Source organism: Roseibium aggregatum (assembly GCF_017309185.1).
GTDB lineage: Bacteria > Pseudomonadota > Alphaproteobacteria > Rhizobiales > Stappiaceae > Roseibium > Roseibium aggregatum_B.
Map to the genome: position 1 here is coordinate 598,530 of NZ_JAEKJZ010000002.1, position 16,424 is coordinate 614,953.

13 protein-coding genes are annotated in these 16,424 nt (G+C 62.5%); all 13 read right to left on the bottom strand.

All coding sequences use genetic code 11. The annotated features are described in order from the left end of the window. Positions 1–92 precede the first annotated feature (92 nt). Positions 93–1,037: a UDP-3-O-acyl-N-acetylglucosamine deacetylase gene (gene lpxC / locus JF539_RS14920; RefSeq protein WP_207141454.1), complete on the bottom strand. Its 945-nt coding sequence runs from the start codon at positions 1,035–1,037 to the stop codon at positions 93–95. A gap of 255 nt (positions 1,038–1,292) precedes the next feature. Then, positions 1,293–3,080, bottom strand: a complete 1,788-nt coding sequence (gene ftsZ, locus JF539_RS14925; protein WP_207141455.1) for a cell division protein FtsZ — start codon at positions 3,078–3,080, stop codon at positions 1,293–1,295. 115 nt (positions 3,081–3,195) lie between these two features. Then, entirely contained in the window at positions 3,196–4,518 is a 1,323-nt protein-coding gene (gene ftsA / locus JF539_RS14930; protein WP_207141456.1) for a cell division protein FtsA, read from the bottom strand. After that, complete coding sequence (locus tag JF539_RS14935; protein ID WP_209017300.1) at positions 4,515–5,393, bottom strand: cell division protein FtsQ/DivIB; 879 nt, start codon at positions 5,391–5,393, stop codon at positions 4,515–4,517. Before JF539_RS14935 ends, ftsA begins: the two co-directional genes overlap by 4 nt. 23 nt (positions 5,394–5,416) lie before the next feature. Beyond that, a complete protein-coding gene (locus JF539_RS14940) occupies positions 5,417–6,343 on the bottom strand; it encodes a D-alanine--D-alanine ligase (protein ID WP_207141458.1) in 927 nt (308 codons plus the stop codon). Then, positions 6,344–7,315, bottom strand: coding sequence for a UDP-N-acetylmuramate dehydrogenase (gene murB, locus JF539_RS14945; protein ID WP_207141459.1), 972 nt, complete (start codon positions 7,313–7,315; stop codon positions 6,344–6,346). It abuts the gene before it with no gap. 9 nt (positions 7,316–7,324) lie between these two features. Continuing rightward, positions 7,325–8,725, bottom strand: a complete 1,401-nt coding sequence (murC, locus tag JF539_RS14950) for a UDP-N-acetylmuramate--L-alanine ligase (protein ID WP_207141460.1) — start codon at positions 8,723–8,725, stop codon at positions 7,325–7,327. 17 nt (positions 8,726–8,742) lie between these two features. After that, on the bottom strand, positions 8,743–9,843 hold the full coding sequence (murG, locus tag JF539_RS14955; RefSeq protein ID WP_207141461.1) for an undecaprenyldiphospho-muramoylpentapeptide beta-N-acetylglucosaminyltransferase: 1,101 nt from the start codon (positions 9,841–9,843) through the stop codon (positions 8,743–8,745). 16 nt (positions 9,844–9,859) lie between these two features. Next, on the bottom strand, positions 9,860–11,017 hold the full coding sequence (gene ftsW, locus JF539_RS14960; protein ID WP_207141462.1) for a putative lipid II flippase FtsW: 1,158 nt from the start codon (positions 11,015–11,017) through the stop codon (positions 9,860–9,862). Next, positions 11,017–12,417: a UDP-N-acetylmuramoyl-L-alanine--D-glutamate ligase gene (murD, locus tag JF539_RS14965; protein ID WP_207141463.1), complete on the bottom strand. Its 1,401-nt coding sequence runs from the start codon at positions 12,415–12,417 to the stop codon at positions 11,017–11,019. The genes ftsW and murD overlap by 1 nt, the downstream gene beginning before the upstream one ends. Before the next feature lie 5 nt (positions 12,418–12,422). Then, the gene (gene mraY, locus JF539_RS14970) at positions 12,423–13,508 is read right to left on the bottom strand and encodes a phospho-N-acetylmuramoyl-pentapeptide-transferase (protein WP_207141464.1); all 1,086 of its coding nucleotides are present in this window, start codon (positions 13,506–13,508) and stop codon (positions 12,423–12,425) included. Between the two features lie 10 nt (positions 13,509–13,518). Continuing rightward, positions 13,519–14,949 carry a UDP-N-acetylmuramoylalanyl-D-glutamyl-2,6-diaminopimelate--D-alanyl-D-alanine ligase gene (locus tag JF539_RS14975; protein ID WP_207141465.1) on the bottom strand — a complete coding sequence of 477 codons (1,431 nt, stop codon included), beginning with the start codon at positions 14,947–14,949 and terminating at the stop codon, positions 13,519–13,521. Then, complete coding sequence (locus JF539_RS14980; protein WP_207141466.1) at positions 14,946–16,415, bottom strand: UDP-N-acetylmuramoyl-L-alanyl-D-glutamate--2,6-diaminopimelate ligase; 1,470 nt, start codon at positions 16,413–16,415, stop codon at positions 14,946–14,948. Before JF539_RS14980 ends, JF539_RS14975 begins: the two co-directional genes overlap by 4 nt. Positions 16,416–16,424: the final 9 nt, after the last annotated feature.

Below are 16,424 nucleotides of genomic sequence, written 5' to 3' on the forward strand. Positions count from 1 at the left end.
TAAGCAATTTTATGGCAATAGGAACAAATTGCACGGATTTCCGCACAAATGGACGGACGGCACCAAATCACGAATGACCGGGAACCGGCTCCTCAGGACACGTCCGGCCCGAAAGCCGCAGCCGCCGCAAGACCGCCCTTATCGACCTGCCCCACCTGACGAAAGGCAGGCGCCTCGACGATTTCGAACGCGCTGGTGTCTTCGAACAGCTTCACCAGGATGGCGTGGTTCATCTTGTGACCGCCCTTGAAGGACCGGTAAAGCCCGAGGATCGGCAGTCCGGCCAGCGCCAGATCCCCCACGGCATCCAGTGCTTTGTGGCGGGCGAACTCATCCGGCCAGCGTGTGCCTTCCGGGTTCAGAACCTTGTCGTCGGAAATCGCGACGGAATTCTCCAGCGAAGACCCGAGTGCAAAGCCCATTTTCCAGAGCTGCTCGACATCCTTGACGTTTCCGAAGGTCCGGGCGCGAGACAGGTCTTCGCGAAAGACGGAGGGGGTCATGTCGGACTCGAACCGCTGGCGGCCGATCAACGGCGTCTCGAAATCGATCGTGATATCGAACTTCGTCCCGTCGTAAGGGTGCAGTTCGCACCAGGCGCTGCCATTGTCGATCCGGACGGACTTCTTGATCTTGAGGTACCGGCGGCCCCGGTCCAGCTGCTTGAGCCCGACCTGCTCGATGGCTTCGACGAAGACCGAGCTGCTGCCGTCCATGATCGGCATTTCCGGACCGTCGATTTCAACGATCACATTATCGACGCCCATGCCGGCCAAGGCGGCCATCAGGTGTTCCACGGTCGCGACGCCGTCCGCTGAAGGGTCTCCGAGAACCGTGGAAAGAGAGGTTGCCGTAACCTTGCTCCAGTGGGCCGGAATTTCACTGCCACTGTCCTGGTCCGTGCGGGTGAACACAATCCCTACGCAAGCTTCGGCCGGTACCAGAGTGATCGATGCAGGCTTGCCCGAGTGGACACCGATCCCCGTCAGGGTTACCTGCTCGGCAAGCGTTGTCTGTCGATCAACAAATGTGGTCATGAACCCCAGCCCTTCCGGTTTGCAATCGAAAAAGCCGTGGACTTGAATCAATCCGTCTACGAACTTTTAACGATCGCGTGTTGGGGGCAACATAGTCTTGTTCGCAAAGAGAACGAAATAAAGCTTTATTACGCTTTGTAACGATCCACAGACACATAAGTATCTGTTTTCAAATATCATTTCATCCCATGTTACAAAAACAGCCCGAAGCGTGAGCTTCGGGCTGCCGCGATCAGGGAAGAAGATCGCTTGAAATCAGTTGGCCTGCCGGCGCAGGAACGCCGGAATTTCCAACTGTTCGTCATCGGCCGCGTTCAACGGCTTCGGCGCGGCGCGGCCGGTTCCGTCCAACTGACCGGTGGCCCCTTGCGCGGCCGGACGAGGCTGCGGGGCACGCGGCGCGGGCGCGGGCGCAGCCTGCATCTGCGGAGCGGACCGGGCGACCGGAGCCTCCTCCTCATGCTCTTCCTCGTCCTCCCGGCGGCCAAGTCCGCTGGCAAGACGGCGCAGCAGTCCCATGGGACGGCGGTCTTCCTCGTCGTGCTCGTCAAAGACGGCAGACGGAGCCGCGGGCCGGGCCGGAGCGGCTTCCGGTTGCGGAGCGCTGAACTGAGGCTGAACCGGTTTGGCCGCGACAGGCGCCTGCTGCGCCCGGATTTCACGCTGCGCGATCGGCGGAAAATCCTCGACCCGCGGCATGCGCGGCGCCGGGCTGTGCTCCTCGGCCTGAGGCGGAATATACGGTTCGCTGACCGGTGTGTCCTCAACAACGGAAGAAGGCGTATCCTCTTCCAGATCCATCATCGAGGACTTGGACGAAAGATCGCCGCTTGCGGGCTGAACACGCTTGATCTCGACATCCGGATCGGAAGCGACGGCGACCGGCTGCGGGTCCGGAATTGCCAGTTCCCGTTCCAGGCTGGCGACGGCTTTGGCGGCCGCATCGTCCGCTTTCGCCTGTTCCGCGGCAAAGCTGGATTTGGCGGTCGTGATTTCCGGCGTGTAGGCAGGTTCCTTCGCCTCGGGCTTCAGGGTGCGGGCGGCCGGGGTCGGAAAGGAAGCGGCCATTTCGCCCTCCTCCCGGTCGATCCCCGTTGCCACGACGGAGACGCGGATGATGCCATCCAGCGTTTCATCGAAGGTCGCGCCGAGAATGATGTTGGCGTCGCTGTCGACTTCCTCACGGATACGGGTCGCGGCTTCGTCCACCTCGAACAGCGTCAGATCGTTGCCGCCGGTGATCGAGATGAGCAGGCCCTTCGCCCCCTTCATGGAGGATTCGTCCAGAAGCGGGTTGGCGATGGCGGCTTCCGCGGCCTGTTGCGCGCGTTTCTCGCCGCTGGCCTCGCCGGTCCCCATCATCGCCTTGCCCATGCCGCGCATCACGGAGCGCACATCGGCGAAGTCGAGGTTGATGAGACCTTCCTTGACCATCAGATCGGTGATGCAGGCCACGCCGGAGTAAAGCACCTGGTCGGCCATCGCGAAAGCGTCGGCGAAGGTGGTCTGCGCGTTGGCGATCCGGAACAGGTTCTGGTTCGGAATGACAATCAGTGTATCGACATTGCGTTGCAGCTCGTCGATACCGCTGTCGGCAATCCGCATGCGCCGGGCACCCTCGAACTGGAACGGCTTGGTGACCACGCCGACCGTCAGGATACCCTGTTCGCGCGCCGCGCGGGCAATGACGGGAGCAGCGCCGGTGCCGGTGCCGCCGCCCATGCCGGCGGTGATGAACACCATATGCGAACCGGACAGGTGATCGTTGATCTCGTCGATCACTTCCTCAGCCGCGGCAGAGCCGACCTCCGGCTGGGATCCGGCCCCGAGACCTTCCGTCACGGCGACGCCCATCTGGACGAGCCGGTCGGACTGGTTCATGGCCAGTGCCTGGGCATCCGTGTTGGCCACGACGAAGTCGCACCCCTGGAGACCTGCTGTGATCATGTTATTGACGGCGTTTCCGCCCGCGCCGCCGACGCCGAAGACCGTAATGCGCGGCTTCAGCTCCTGAATGTCGGGCATCTTCAGGTTGATGGTCATATTTTCCTCGCGACCCACTGGCACCCCCGTTACGGGAGAACCCTCTTCTTCCCTAATTTCCACTGCCGGTACCGGCAGATTCATTTCCTGGTTGTCGTCTTGATGGCTCATGTCGTCAGAAGCTTTCCCTGATCCACTGACCGACACGGGCCAGGTAACCAGATTGCCCGCTCCACCCCGATCGACGGTTCTTGTGTTCGAACTGTTCGATCTGAGCGACTTGCGGATAAATCAAGAGGCCGACGGCAGCGGCAAATGCCGGTCCTTTGGCAGCCTCGGGAAGACCGGCGACACCTAACGGCCGGCCAAGACGGACGTTGCGCCCCAGAATGTGACGCGCAACTTCTCCAAGACCCGTCAACTGACTAGCGCCCCCTGTCAGTACGATCTGCTTGCCCACACGCCCGGCAAAACCGGACGCCGTCAGCCGATCTCTTACGAGTTCAAGGATTTCTTCCACACGCGGGCGGATGACCCGGGTCAGCGCCGAGCGCGGGATCTGGTTCGGCAGGTCGCTGTCGGATTCCAGCGGCGGCACCGTGAGCATGTCACGGTCGTCGGAGCTGGACGCCAGCGGCGAGCCGTAAAGGGTTTTAAGACGCTCCGCGTCCTGCAGGCGCGTTGCGAAAGCGCGCGCGATATCCGTCGTGACGTGATTTCCGCCGACGGCAATCGCATCGAGATGCACCATGTGGCCGTCGACGAAGACAGAGAGCGTCGTCGTGCCGCCGCCCATGTCGATGCAGGCAACGCCAAGCTCCGCCTCGTCGTCGACGATGGTGGAAAGACCGCTGGCAAACGGCGTCGCCACCAGGGTCTCTACATGAAGGTGACCGCGGTTGATACAGAGTTCCAGGTTGCGGACCGGCGGGACTTCCGCAGTCACGACCTGCATTTCGACGCCGAGTTTATGACCCATCATGCCGCGCGGATCGCGAATGCCCCGGCTGCCGTCCAGCGCATAGGAAATCGGCAGCGCATGGGTCACCGCACGGCCGTCGGTCACCGAATGGGACGATCCGGCGGACAGAACCCGTTGAATATCGGCTTCCGAGACGCTGTCGCCGGCCAGCGGCACGCTGGCACTGTAGATCTCGCTCTGCAGGCGGCCGCAGCTGATATTGGCGATCAGAGATTCCACCGTCACACCTGCCATGCGTTCGGCGCTGTCCACGGCCAGACGGATCGCATGCTCGGCGGCATCCATGTCGACGACCACGCCCGACTTGATGCCGCGCGAACGCTGATAGCCGTAACCAAGCACTTCCACCTTGTGGGAGCGGCTGGACAGGATCGCCTTTTCCTCGCAGGGAACAAGCTTGGCGATCAGGCAGCAGATCTTGGTCGAACCGACGTCGAGCACGGACATGATGACGGAGCGGCGGCTCGGCAGCGGCCGCATCTTGGGCAGGTAGAGATGGCTGGAGGCGCGGCTCATGTATCGCGCTCCTTCTTGCCGGTTCCACCGCGCCCGCCGGTCATGATCTTGCGCTGCTCGGCCGCTTCGTCCGAAAGCCGCACGCTCACCCGGTCGGGAAGGCGCATATCGATGGCAACAATGTCTCGCGACAACAGTCCGTTTTCCTTGTCCATGGACACTATGTCGGCCAGGGCCGCATCCATGTTTTCTTGCGGCAACCGAATGGAGATGCCGTTTTCAAGCTGCAGATCCCAGCGCCGGTCGCTGATCAGAAACGCCGCGCGCACGCGCGGGCGAAGCTCAGGCACTTTGTCCAGCGCCGTATTGATTTCCCCGGCCCGGCGCTGCGCGCCGTGATTGACCACCAGCAGGAGGTTGGCGTAGCGGCCGTCCACCTCGTCCGTGATCACATCGCCCGCCTCGTTGACGATAGATACGAGGTCGCCACGCTGCCAGAGGGCATAGGGCACACGTTCCTCGATATTGATCTGGAGCGTGCTCGGGTAAAGTTTCATCACCGAAGCGTTTTTGACCCAGGCCATCCGGCTCAGGCGCTCCCGCGCGGCCGCCGCGTCGAACAGAGCCAGGGAAGATCCTTCGTGGATCTCCAGAGCCTCGAGGATCTGAAACTCGTTGATTTCCCGCTGCCCGGAAAGCTTGACCGCCTCGACACCGAAGCCCGCTGCGGACAAAAGCGCCTCGGAGACCATGCGGCCATGGCCGCCTATGACTATTCCATAACCAATGGTTAAGGTTAAGAACCCCAGCGCGGCGGCAGAGCCCGTCCAGCGCGGCAGCTCCGCCAGACGGCCGGCGGACCGCCACACCGGCTGCCGGTGCAAACGCGCGACGCCGCGCCCGCGCGGCGCCAGTTCGGCCTCCAGCGGGGTCAACGTATTCCGGTCCTGTTTGAACCCTAGCGACAGCAACTCGCGTCCTCAACCATCCAAGTTACCAGGTCCTTGAAACTCATCCCCTTGTGAGCCGCCATTTCCGGCACAAGAGAAGTCGGCGTCATGCCTGGCTGCGTGTTCACTTCAAGGCAGATCAGTTCGCCGGTTCCGTCCTCGCGTTCGTCGAAACGGAAATCGGCCCGGGAAACTCCCCGGCAATCCAACGCCTGATGCGCCCTGACTGCTAGTGTCTCTATGTTTTGGTAAACAATCGGTGAAATTTTTGCAGGAAGAATGTGTTTTGATCCGCCTTCAACATATTTTGCGTCGTAGTCGTAGAAGCCATGCCCCTGCGGAACGATGTCTATTACACCGAGGGCCGTGTCGTTCATGACCGCGCAGGTCAGCTCCCGTCCGGGAATGAACCTTTCGCACATGAGAACATCCGGATAAGGCCAGTCCTCCCGGCTGAGCTCCTGCGGCGGAAATGCCTGATCTTCCTTGACAATCAGCACTCCGAAGCTCGAACCTTCATTGATCGGCTTCAGCACGTAGGGCGGCTTCATCGGGTGTTCGTTGCGGATCTCGTGACGGTTCACGATGAGGTGTTCGGTGACCGGAATACCGGCCGCCGCCATCACCGCCTTGGCCTTGATCTTGTTCATCGCAAGGCTGGAAGCCATCACTCCGGAATGCGTGTAGGGGATGTTAAGAAATTCTAAAATTCCCTGAATGCAACCGTCTTCCCCGTAAGGGCCGTGAAGGGCGTTGAACGCCACGTCGGGCTTCAATTCCTTCAGGACTGCGGAGATGTTCCGGTCCACATCGACACGGGTCACCTGGAACCCTGCCTCCTCGAGTGCATCCGCACAGTCCTTGCCGCTGGAAAGGCTGACCGGACGTTCGTGGACCCAGCCGCCCATCAGGACGGCAACATGTTTTCTGGCCATCTAAGCAGCCTCCCCTTCCTGTCCCAAAAACGGTTCGACCGCCCCTTCCGGGCCGAACGCTCCGAGACGTTTGATTTCCCATTCGAGCCGGATGCCGCTGTGCTTGAGAACGCGGGCCCGCACGGTCTCCCCCAGAAGTTCCAGGTCGTGACCGGTCGCGTTGCCCGTGTTGATCATGAAATTGCAGTGCATTTCCGACATTTGCGCCCCACCGACGGTCAGGCCGCGGCATCCCGCGGCATCGACTTCCTTCCAGGCGGATGTCCCCGGAGGGTTCTTGAAGGTCGATCCGCCGGTTTTCTCGCGGATCGGCTGAGCCCTTTCCCGGTGCGCGGTCACGTCGGCCATTTCCTGGCGGATCGCCTCTTCGTTCCGCGGTTCGCCTTCGAAGACGGCGGACGTGAAGATCAGATCCCCGGGTGCATCGGAATGCCGGTAGGCATAGCCCATGTCCGCATTGGTCAGAACGTGCCGGTTGCCGCCCCGGTCGTAGGCGGTGAGTTCGACCATGCGCTCCCGGGTTTCGGTTCCGTGGGCGCCAGCGTTCATGCGCAGGGCGCCGCCGAGCCCTCCGGGAATGCCGTTGTAGAACGCGAAGCCGCCAAGTCCCGCTTTCGCCGCGGCCTCGGCCAGACGCTTGTCGGGAACGGCGGCGCCGGCCTTCAACCGGTTGTTTCCGATCTCCTCAATCGCCCCGAAGCCCCTTGCGCTCAGACGGATCACAACGCCCTCAAGGCCTCCATCCCTGATCAGCAGGTTGGATCCGAGACCGACCGGCAGAACCGGAACTTCCCGGGGCAGCTTTTCAAGGAAGGTTGCAAGGTCCTCCTCGTCGGCGGGCTGGAACATGAGCTGCGCCGGACCGCCGGTGCGGAACCAGGTAACGGTCGACAGACGCTGATTGGCGGTGAGTTTTCCGCGCGTATCCTGACCCAGCTCCGGATAGCGTTCAAGAAGATCGGGAAAGTCCATGCCCCCTCCTCAAGCCTCTTCAAGCTGTTTCGGCAATGCATAGGCCCATTGGGTGATGTTGCCGGCTCCGAGACAGACCACGAAGTCGCCCGGCTCCGCCAGTTTCCGTATCAAGCCGGGCAGCTCTTCCGGACCGCCGACGGCCTGAACGTTTCTGTGCCCCCTGGTCTTGAGGCCGGAGACGAGATCGGTGTGCGAGGCGCCTTCGATGGGCTGCTCGCCGGCCGCATAGACCGGAGCAATCACGACAGCGTCGGCATCGTTGAAGCAGTTCGAGAAATCGTCGAACAGGCTGTGGAGACGGGAATAGCGATGCGGCTGCATCACGGCGATCACCTTGCCGGAAGTCGATTCCCTGGCTGCATGCAGGACCGCCCTGATCTCCACCGGGTGGTGGCCGTAATCGTCGAAAATCTGAACGCCATTGACCGTCCCTGTATGCGTGAACCGGCGCTTGACGCCACCGAAGGCGGATATTCCCTTCTGGATCGCCTCCGGACCGACGCCGAGCTGCGACGCCACCGCAATCGCCGCCGTTGCGTTGGAGACATTGTGAAGGCCGGGCATCGGCAGGACCAGATTGCGCAGTTCGATGGTTTCGCTGCTGCGCCGGTCGCGGATCGTCACCGAGAAGGTCGACTTTCCACCATCCATCGAAACATCGGAAAAGCGCACGTCGGCCTGCGGGTTGGTGCCGTAGGTCACGACCCGCCGGTCCTCGATCGTACCGATCATCGTCTGGACTTCCGGGTGATCCAGGCACATGACGGCGAAACCGTAAAAGGGCACGTTTTCCACGAACTGGCGGAAGGCCGCCCGGACACCGGCGAAGTCGCCATAGTGATCGAGGTGTTCGGGATCGATATTGGTGACGATGGCGACGTCGGCCGGCAGCTTGACGAAAGTGCCGTCGCTCTCGTCGGCCTCGACCACCATCCAGTCGCCTTCGCCCATGCGGGCATTGGTGCCATAGGCATTGATGATGCCGCCGTTGATCACCGTCGGATCGAGCCCGCCTGCATCGAGCAGCGCCGCCACCATGGACGTGGTGGTTGTCTTGCCATGGGTGCCGCCGACCGCGATCGCCTGTTTGAAGCGCATCAGTTCAGCCAGCATTTCCGCCCGCCGCACCACGGGGATCAGCCTTTCGCGGGCCGCGACCAGCTCCGGATTGTCCTTCCTGATGGCCGAGGATACGACCAGCACCTCGGCCTCGCCCAGATTGTCCGCGCTGTGGCCGACTGCGACGTCAATTCCGTGTGCGCGCAAGCGCTGCACATTGGCGTTTTCCGCCATGTCGGAGCCCTGAACCTGATAGCCGAGCGTCTTCAGCACCTCCGCGATGCCGCTCATGCCGATGCCCCCTATGCCGACGAAATGCACCGGGCCGATATCCTGCGGCATCTTCATGGCCGTTCTCCCTTGTCTTAATTCGCTCTTGTTGCCGCAACCGTTTCAACCAGATCGGCAAGACGCTTCACCGCATCCGGCTTCGCCACGCCCCGCGCCTTTTCCGCCGCCTGCGCAAGCATCTCCGGCGCATTCATGAAACGGGAAATTTCCCTGGAAAGCCGGTCCGGAGTGAGGTCCGCCTGCCGGATCGGCCAAGCACCGCCCACCTGTTCCAGAACCTTGGCATTGGCCGCCTGATCCTGATCGATCGCACCGGGCAGCGGCACGAGGATGGCGGGCCGCCCCAGCACGCTGAGTTCGCTGACCGTGGAGGCTCCCGACCGGCAGAGCACCAGATGCGCCAGTGCGATCCGTTGAGGCATGTCCTGGAAAAACGGCGCGCATTCTGAGGCAATTCCCAATTCCGCGTAGACCGCCTGCACACGCTCCATGTCTTCTGGCCGGCATTGCTGGACGATGCGCAGTCTCGCGCGGGTTTCCTCGTCAAGCAACTGCAGCGCGGGCGGCAAGAGGTCGGAAAAGAACCTGGCGCCTTGCGAACCGCCAAAAACCAGAAGCTTGAACTCACCACCGGCTTCCGGCGGCGTGTAAGGCAGTCCGGCGGCGTCCAGCACGGTGTCCCGCACGGGATTGCCGGTTTCGACCAGTTTGCCTGACAAGGCAGCAGGCAAATCCGCGATCGGCACACTGGTGGCGATTGCCGTGACACCCTTGGCAAGCAGCCTGTTGGCCCGGCCCATGACGCCATTGGCCTCATGCAGGATCGACGGTGTCCCGGTCAGGCGAGCGGCGAACATCGGCGGAAAGGTCGGATAACCGCCGAACCCCGCAACCACGTCCGGCTTCAAGGCCTTTATCACGGCGCGAGCCTGCAGCATTCCGCGCAACAAGCTGAAACCGGTGCGGGCAAGGGAAACCGGATTGCGTCCGCGGATGGTCTCCGACGCGATGATATGGACTTTCCGGGCGGGAAAGGCCGTACCGTATTTGTCGGCGCGCTCGTCCGTGGCAAGCTCCACGGTCCAGCCGCGCCGGTTCAGTTCGCTTGCCAGCGCCTGAGCGGGAAAAAGGTGGCCGCCTGTACCGCCGGCCGTCAGTAACACTGTCTTGCTCATAAAACCGGTCGAAAAGTTACATCAAAGAAGAAGGTGAAAGCCGGCTCACTGTGACGACGTCACCGCGGGTCGGCCGTGGCCGTTTGCGGGTCAGGGCCAGAATGGCGCCGGCGGTCATGGCGGAGGACAGCAGAGACGATCCGCCGTAGGAAATAAATGGCAGGGTCATGCCCTTTGAAGGCATCAAATGAAGGTTCACGGCCAGATTGATCGTTGCCTGAAGGCCGAACAGGACAACCAGCCCCGCAGTTGCCAGCCGGCTGAAGGCGTCCTGATCCCGGCTGGCGTGATTGAGGCCGCGCAGGACGATAAAGGCGAACACGGAGACCAGCAGCAGGCAGACGACGACACCGAATTCCTCGCCGACCACCGCGAAGATGAAATCCGTGTGGCTGTCGGGAAGAATCCGCTTCACCGTGCCCTCGCCCGGACCGCGCCCGAACCAGCCCCCGGCCAGAAAGGAATCCATCGCGGTGTCGACCTGGAACGTATCTCCGGAGCTTGGGTCGAGGAACCGGTCCACCCGGTTGGTAACGTGCGGCAGAAAGGCGTAGGCGGCGAACAATCCGGCGATGCCGACCACGCCGAGCGCCATGATGATCAGCCACGAGATCCCGTTGAGGAAAAACAATCCCGCCCAGACCAGCCCCAGAAGCATGGTCTGACCGAAATCCGGCTGTGCGATCAGAAGGGCTGCGCAGATGGCGAACAGGACAAAGGCGAACAGAACGCCCGGAACTTCGCGCCGCCGCCCGCTTTCCGAAAGGAGAAACGCGATCAGCACGACAAACGCGGGCTTGAGGAATTCGGACGGCTGAATGGAGAAGCCCGCGAGGTAGATCCAGCGACGCGCGCCCTTGGCTTCCAGGCCCACGAACAGTGTGGCGACCATCAAGACAAGCGACACGACGAAGAGGATCAGTGCCGCCCGCCGCACCATGCGCGGTGTCATGAGCGAGGCGCCAAGCATGACCGCGATGGCGGGCAGCAGAAAGAGCGACTGACGTTTGACGAAGAAGAAGGTCTCGACGCCGATCCGTTCCGCCACCGGAGGACTGGCGGCGAACGACAGGACCACGCCTCCGACCATCAGAATACCGAAAGCGGCAAGCAGGTAGTGATCCACGGTCCAGAGCCATTCGGCAAACCGGCTGCGATCCGCGCGCGACACCATTACGCCACCTCCTGATTGTTTTCAGCATCAGGCAAGGCACGCACCGCGTCTACAAAAGCTGCGCCCCGCAATTCGAAATTCGGAAACTGGTCGAAGCTCGCACAGGCGGGAGACAGCAGGATGGCGATTTCCGCAGCCTCGTCTTCCGCCGCCTCGGCCGCGGCGTCCGCGACCGCCTGGGGCAATGTTCCGCAGACTTTGTAGGGCACCCGCCCGTCCAGGGTCTTGGCGAAGTCGCCCGCCGCTTCTCCGATCAGAAATGTCTTTGCAATCCTGGGAAAATAATTGTCGAGCGAGGAAATCCCGCCCGCTTTCGCCCGTCCGCCCGCGATCCAGTAGATCCGGTCGAAACTGGACAGGGCCCGCGCCGCGGCATCCGCGTTGGTCGCCTTGGAATCGTTGATGAACAGGATACGCCCGCGCCTGTCCACGACCTCCATGCGGTGATGAAGGCCTGGAAAGGATTTCAGCGCCTCGGCGATCTTCTCCGCCGGAAGTTCCAGCGCGCGAAGCGTGGCCGCGGCTGCGGCCGCGTTCTGCCCATTGTGGTCGCCGCGCAGGCTGTCGATGCCGCCAAGAAGCGCGACTTCATGCTGGGCGCCGTCCTTCGCCTCGTACAGCCGGTCGTACCGCGCGTAGAGACCGTTGGTCAGTTCCCGCTCGCCGGCGATCCGGCAGACCGGTTTGCGCGCAAGTTCAAGCCTGTCGGCGATCGAGGACGACATCAGGTCGTCAACGCCGACAACCGCCACCTTGGCTCCCGCGACCAGGCGTTCCTTGATTGCGGCGTAATTTTCCATGGAACCGTGCCGGTCAAGGTGATCCGGCGAAAGGTTCAGGTGAACGCCGACTGTCGCGTCAAGCGTCGGCGCCAGGTCGATCTGATAGGAAGAGCATTCGATGACGTAGTGCCGCCCCGGCTGCGGCGGCTCAAGGTCCAGAACGGGTGTGCCGATGTTGCCTCCCATCTGAACGTCGCGGCCGAGCACCTTCAGCAGGTGGGCTATCAGCGCGGTCGTTGTCGATTTTCCGTTGGTGCCGGTAATCGCGATCAGGGGCGCCGCCGGACAGACCTGGCGCCGCTCGCGGCAGAAGAGCTCGACATCGCCTATGATTTCAACGCCGGCGTCCCGTGCAAGGACAGCGGACCAGTGCGGTTCCGGATGAGTGAGCGGCACGCCCGGCGCAAGCACCAACGCCGCGACCCCGTCCCACTCCAGGTCTCTCAGGTCTCTCGTGGCAAGGCCTTCCAGGGCGGCCGCCTCAACCCGAGCCGCATTGTCGTCGAAACACACCACATCCGCGCCACCCGCCTTCAAGGCCCGCGCCGTCGACAGGCCGGATCCGCCGAGCCCGAACAAGGCGACTTTTCTGTCCTTGAATGTGGTGACTGGGATCATGCGGCCTACCTCAGTTTCAGTGTGGCAAGGCCGATCAGGGCAAGGACCACCGAGATGATCCAGAAGCGGATCACCACCTGGCTTTCGGTCCAGCCCAGGATCTCGAAATGATGATGGATCGGCGCCATGCGGAACACGCGCTTGCCGGTCAGCTTGAAGGAAATCACCTGAACGATGACGGAAACCGCCTCAAGCACGAACAGGCCGCCGATGATCGCGAGAACGATCTCGTGTTTCGTGGCGACCGCGATGGCGCCGATCATTCCTCCGAGCGCAAGCGATCCGGTGTCGCCCATGAAGATCGCGGCCGGCGGCGCGTTGAACCAGAGAAACCCGAGCCCGGCTCCGATCACGGCACCGCAAAGAACCGCAAGCTCCCCCGTTCCGGCCACGTGATGGATCTGCAGGTAGTTTGCGAAAACCGCGTTCCCCGAAAGATAGGCAATCAGTCCGAAAGAGGCGCAGGCAATCATGACCGGAACGATCGCAAGGCCGTCGAGACCGTCGGTCAGATTGACCGCGTTGCCGGCCCCGACCATGACGATCGCGGCGAAGGGGATGAAGATCAGCCCGAGATTGAGCGTGAATTCCTTGATGAAGGGAAAGGCGATTGCTTCGGAGTACTCGGAAGAATCGAGCAGCGTCACAGCAAAGGCCGCGAGCGCCGCGATCACGAACTCCAGACCCAGCCTGGCCTTGCCGCCGAAACCCTTGTGGGACGATTTGGTCACCTTGAGGTAGTCGTCGTAAAAACCGATGGATCCGAAGCCGAGCGTTACCCCGATCACCACCCAGACATAGGGGTTGGACAGATCCGCCCACAACAGCGCGGCAACAAGGGCACCGGACAGGATCATCAGACCGCCCATCGTCGGCGTGCCCTTCTTGGTCAGAAGATGGCTTTCGGGACCGTCGGAGCGGATCGGCTGGCCGTGCCCCTGGCGCAGTCGCAGGCTGGCGATGATTTTCGGTCCGAAAAGGAACACGAAAAACAACGCCGTCATGATCGCTCCGCCGGTCCGGAACGTGATGTAGCGGAAAACATTCAGCGCTGAAATCTGATCTGCAAACTGGCCAAGAAAATAAAACATCGGTTGCCCCTTACGCCGCAGCGGTATCGTCCGCTGGCGGATATTCTTTTTTCAAGGCCTCGACAAGGGGCCCCATACGCGTTCCGAGCGACCCTTTGATCATAACAACATCGCCGGGGCGAACATCGCTCACAAGCACGTCTTCCAAACCTTTTGCGTCTTCCGCGTAATGGCAGCGCAATTTCTGTGGAAGTTCTTCCCAGAGCGCATGCATGTGCGGTCCGGCGCAATAGACGGCATCGATTCCGGCCTCTCCGATCGGCTGAGCCAGTTGCGCATGCAGGCGGTCCGCCTCCGCGCCGAGTTCGCGCATGTCGCCAATCACCGCGATCCGCCGGCCGGGGCGCTTGACGGGCGCCTCGCCAAGAACGGCAAGAGCCGCGCGCATGGACGCCGGATTGGCGTTGTAGCTCTCATCGATCAGGAACAGCTCTCCTCCCTTGAGAGGCAATCTGTTCACTTCGCCCCGCCCCTTGGGCGCCCGCATCTCGTCCAGGGCGAGCCCCGCCTTGGCGAGATCCGCGCCCAGGTCGCAAACCGCGGTCAACACCGCCAGACTGTTTTTCACGTGATGCTTGCCGGCCGCGCCAATCTTGTAAGTGATTTCCTGACCCAGGATCACCGCATCGACACTGGACCCGGACGGATAGCTTGCAACATTGCGCACATGACTGTCGGCGGACGGTGTCTCGCCGAAGGTGTGTATCTCGGGCACCCCCGCGGTCGCCGCCAGGAATCTGAGAAGATCGAACTGCAGATTGTCCCTGTTCAGGATCGCAATGCCGCCCGGCTCGAGACCGTCGAAGATTTCCGCCTTTGCCTGGGCGATCTTCTCAACCGATTCGAAAAACTCCAGGTGAACCGGCTGGACCGTGGTGATGACCGCCACATGCGGGCGCACCATCCTGACCAGCGGGGTGATTTCGCCCGGATGGTTCATGCCGATCTCGAACACGCCGTAGTCCGCGTCCGCCGGCATGCGAGCCAGGGTCAGCGGCACACCCCAGTGATTGTTGAAGGAGGCGACGGACGCATGCACCTTGCCCGAGGGTTCAAGGGTCAATCTGAGCGCTTCCTTCGTGCCGGTCTTGCCAACGGACCCGGTGACCGCCACGATGCGAGCATTCGTGCGCGCCCTGGCCGCGATCGCGAGTTTGCGCAGGGCATCCAGAGGATCCGGGACCACAACGTAGCGTCCATCGGCGGGCAGCTCCGACAGCTTTTGTTCGCCAACCAGAGCAAGCGCCGCGCCTGCCTCCAGCGCCGCGGCGACATAGTCGTGACCGTCCAGCCGGTCGCCCTTGATGGCGACAAAGGCGTCTCCGGGCTGAAGTGTCCTGCTGTCGATCGAGATCCCGCCGATTTCCGACCCCGCCTCGCCTTTCACTCGGCCACCGGCGGCTTCAACAAATTCGCTCAATGTCCAAAGCGGGTCGCTCATGGGTTTCCTTCAACACTGATCGCGCGTGCGACGGCTTCATGGTCCGAAAACGGAATCACTGTGTCCCCAACAATCTGGCCCGTTTCGTGGCCTTTTCCGGCTACACACAGAATATCGCCCGCGTTCAGCCTGCGGACCCCCTCGGCGATGGCCTCGTAGCGGTCGCCGATTTCAAGCGCGCCCGGCGCGCCGCTCAGGACGGCCTTGCGGATCTCGGCCGGGTTCTCCGAGCGCGGATTGTCGTCCGTGACGATGACAAGATCGGCATGGCGGGCGGCGGCGGCTCCCATCAGCTCGCGCTTGCCGGGGTCGCGGTCCCCGCCCGCTCCGATGACAACGCCAAGCTTGCCTTGCGTGAACGGTTTCAGCGACGCGAGCGCATTGTCCAGCGCGTCCGGCTTGTGCGCATAATCGACGAAGACCAGCCCGCCGTCCTTCGTTTTACCGGCAAGTTCCAGACGGCCCGGCGCGCCTTTCAGGTTTTCGAGCGCCCGCATGACCGCGCCCGTGTCGATGCCGGCGGCAATGGCGAGACCGGCCGCGACAAGAGCGTTGGAAACCTGGAACCGGCCGATCAGGGGCAAAAACACCTTGTATTCGCCGCGGGCGGTCTCGAGGGTGAGAAGCTGCCCCGCGCCTGAGGGACGCAACCCTGTCAGCCTGACATCCTTGCCGGTCTCGCCGACGGTCAGTACGGGATGCCCCTGCTCCGCCGCGACCGCCAGGACACGATCGGCGTATTTTTCGCCTGGGTCGACGACCACCGTTCCGCCTGCGGGAAGCAAATCCGCAAACAGCCGCAACTTGGCTTGCAGATAGTCCTCGATTGTCGGGTGGTAGTCCATGTGGTCGCGGCCGAGGTTGGTAAACGCCGCCGCGGTCAGATGTACGCCGTCGAGCCGGTGTTGATCCAGGCCGTGGGAAGAAGCTTCCAGCGCGACGTAGTCGATACCTTCGGCGGCAAGCGCGGAGAGTTCTTTTTGAAGAGCGACCGGATCCGGTGTCGTCAGGCCGCCATAGGACTCTCCGCCCGGCTTGATCGTACCGAGCGTCCCGAGACTGGCGGCCGGATGTCCGGCCGACTGAAAAATCTGACGGGCGAAATGTGCAACGGAGGTCTTTCCCGCCGTTCCGGTGACCGCAACGATCGTATCCGGCTGACGGCCATAGAAACGCGCCGCCATCTTCGCCAGCGCCTGCCGCGGTTCCTGCGCTCCGATGACGACAACCGTTTCAGGCACCATCGCGCGCACCTGCCCGATCGCGTCTTCCGCGCACAGGATGGCGGCCGCGCCGGCCGCGGCCGCATTGGGTGCGAACCGGGTTCCGTCGACCGAAGCGCCCTTCAAGGCGGCGAACAGAAAATCGGGCCCGACGACGCGGCTGTCCGCCGTCAGTCCCGTAATCTTCTTACCCTTTGCCGTGTCCGGCAGCATGAAGCCGGCGGCCAGATAGTCTAGATCCATGTCACCCGA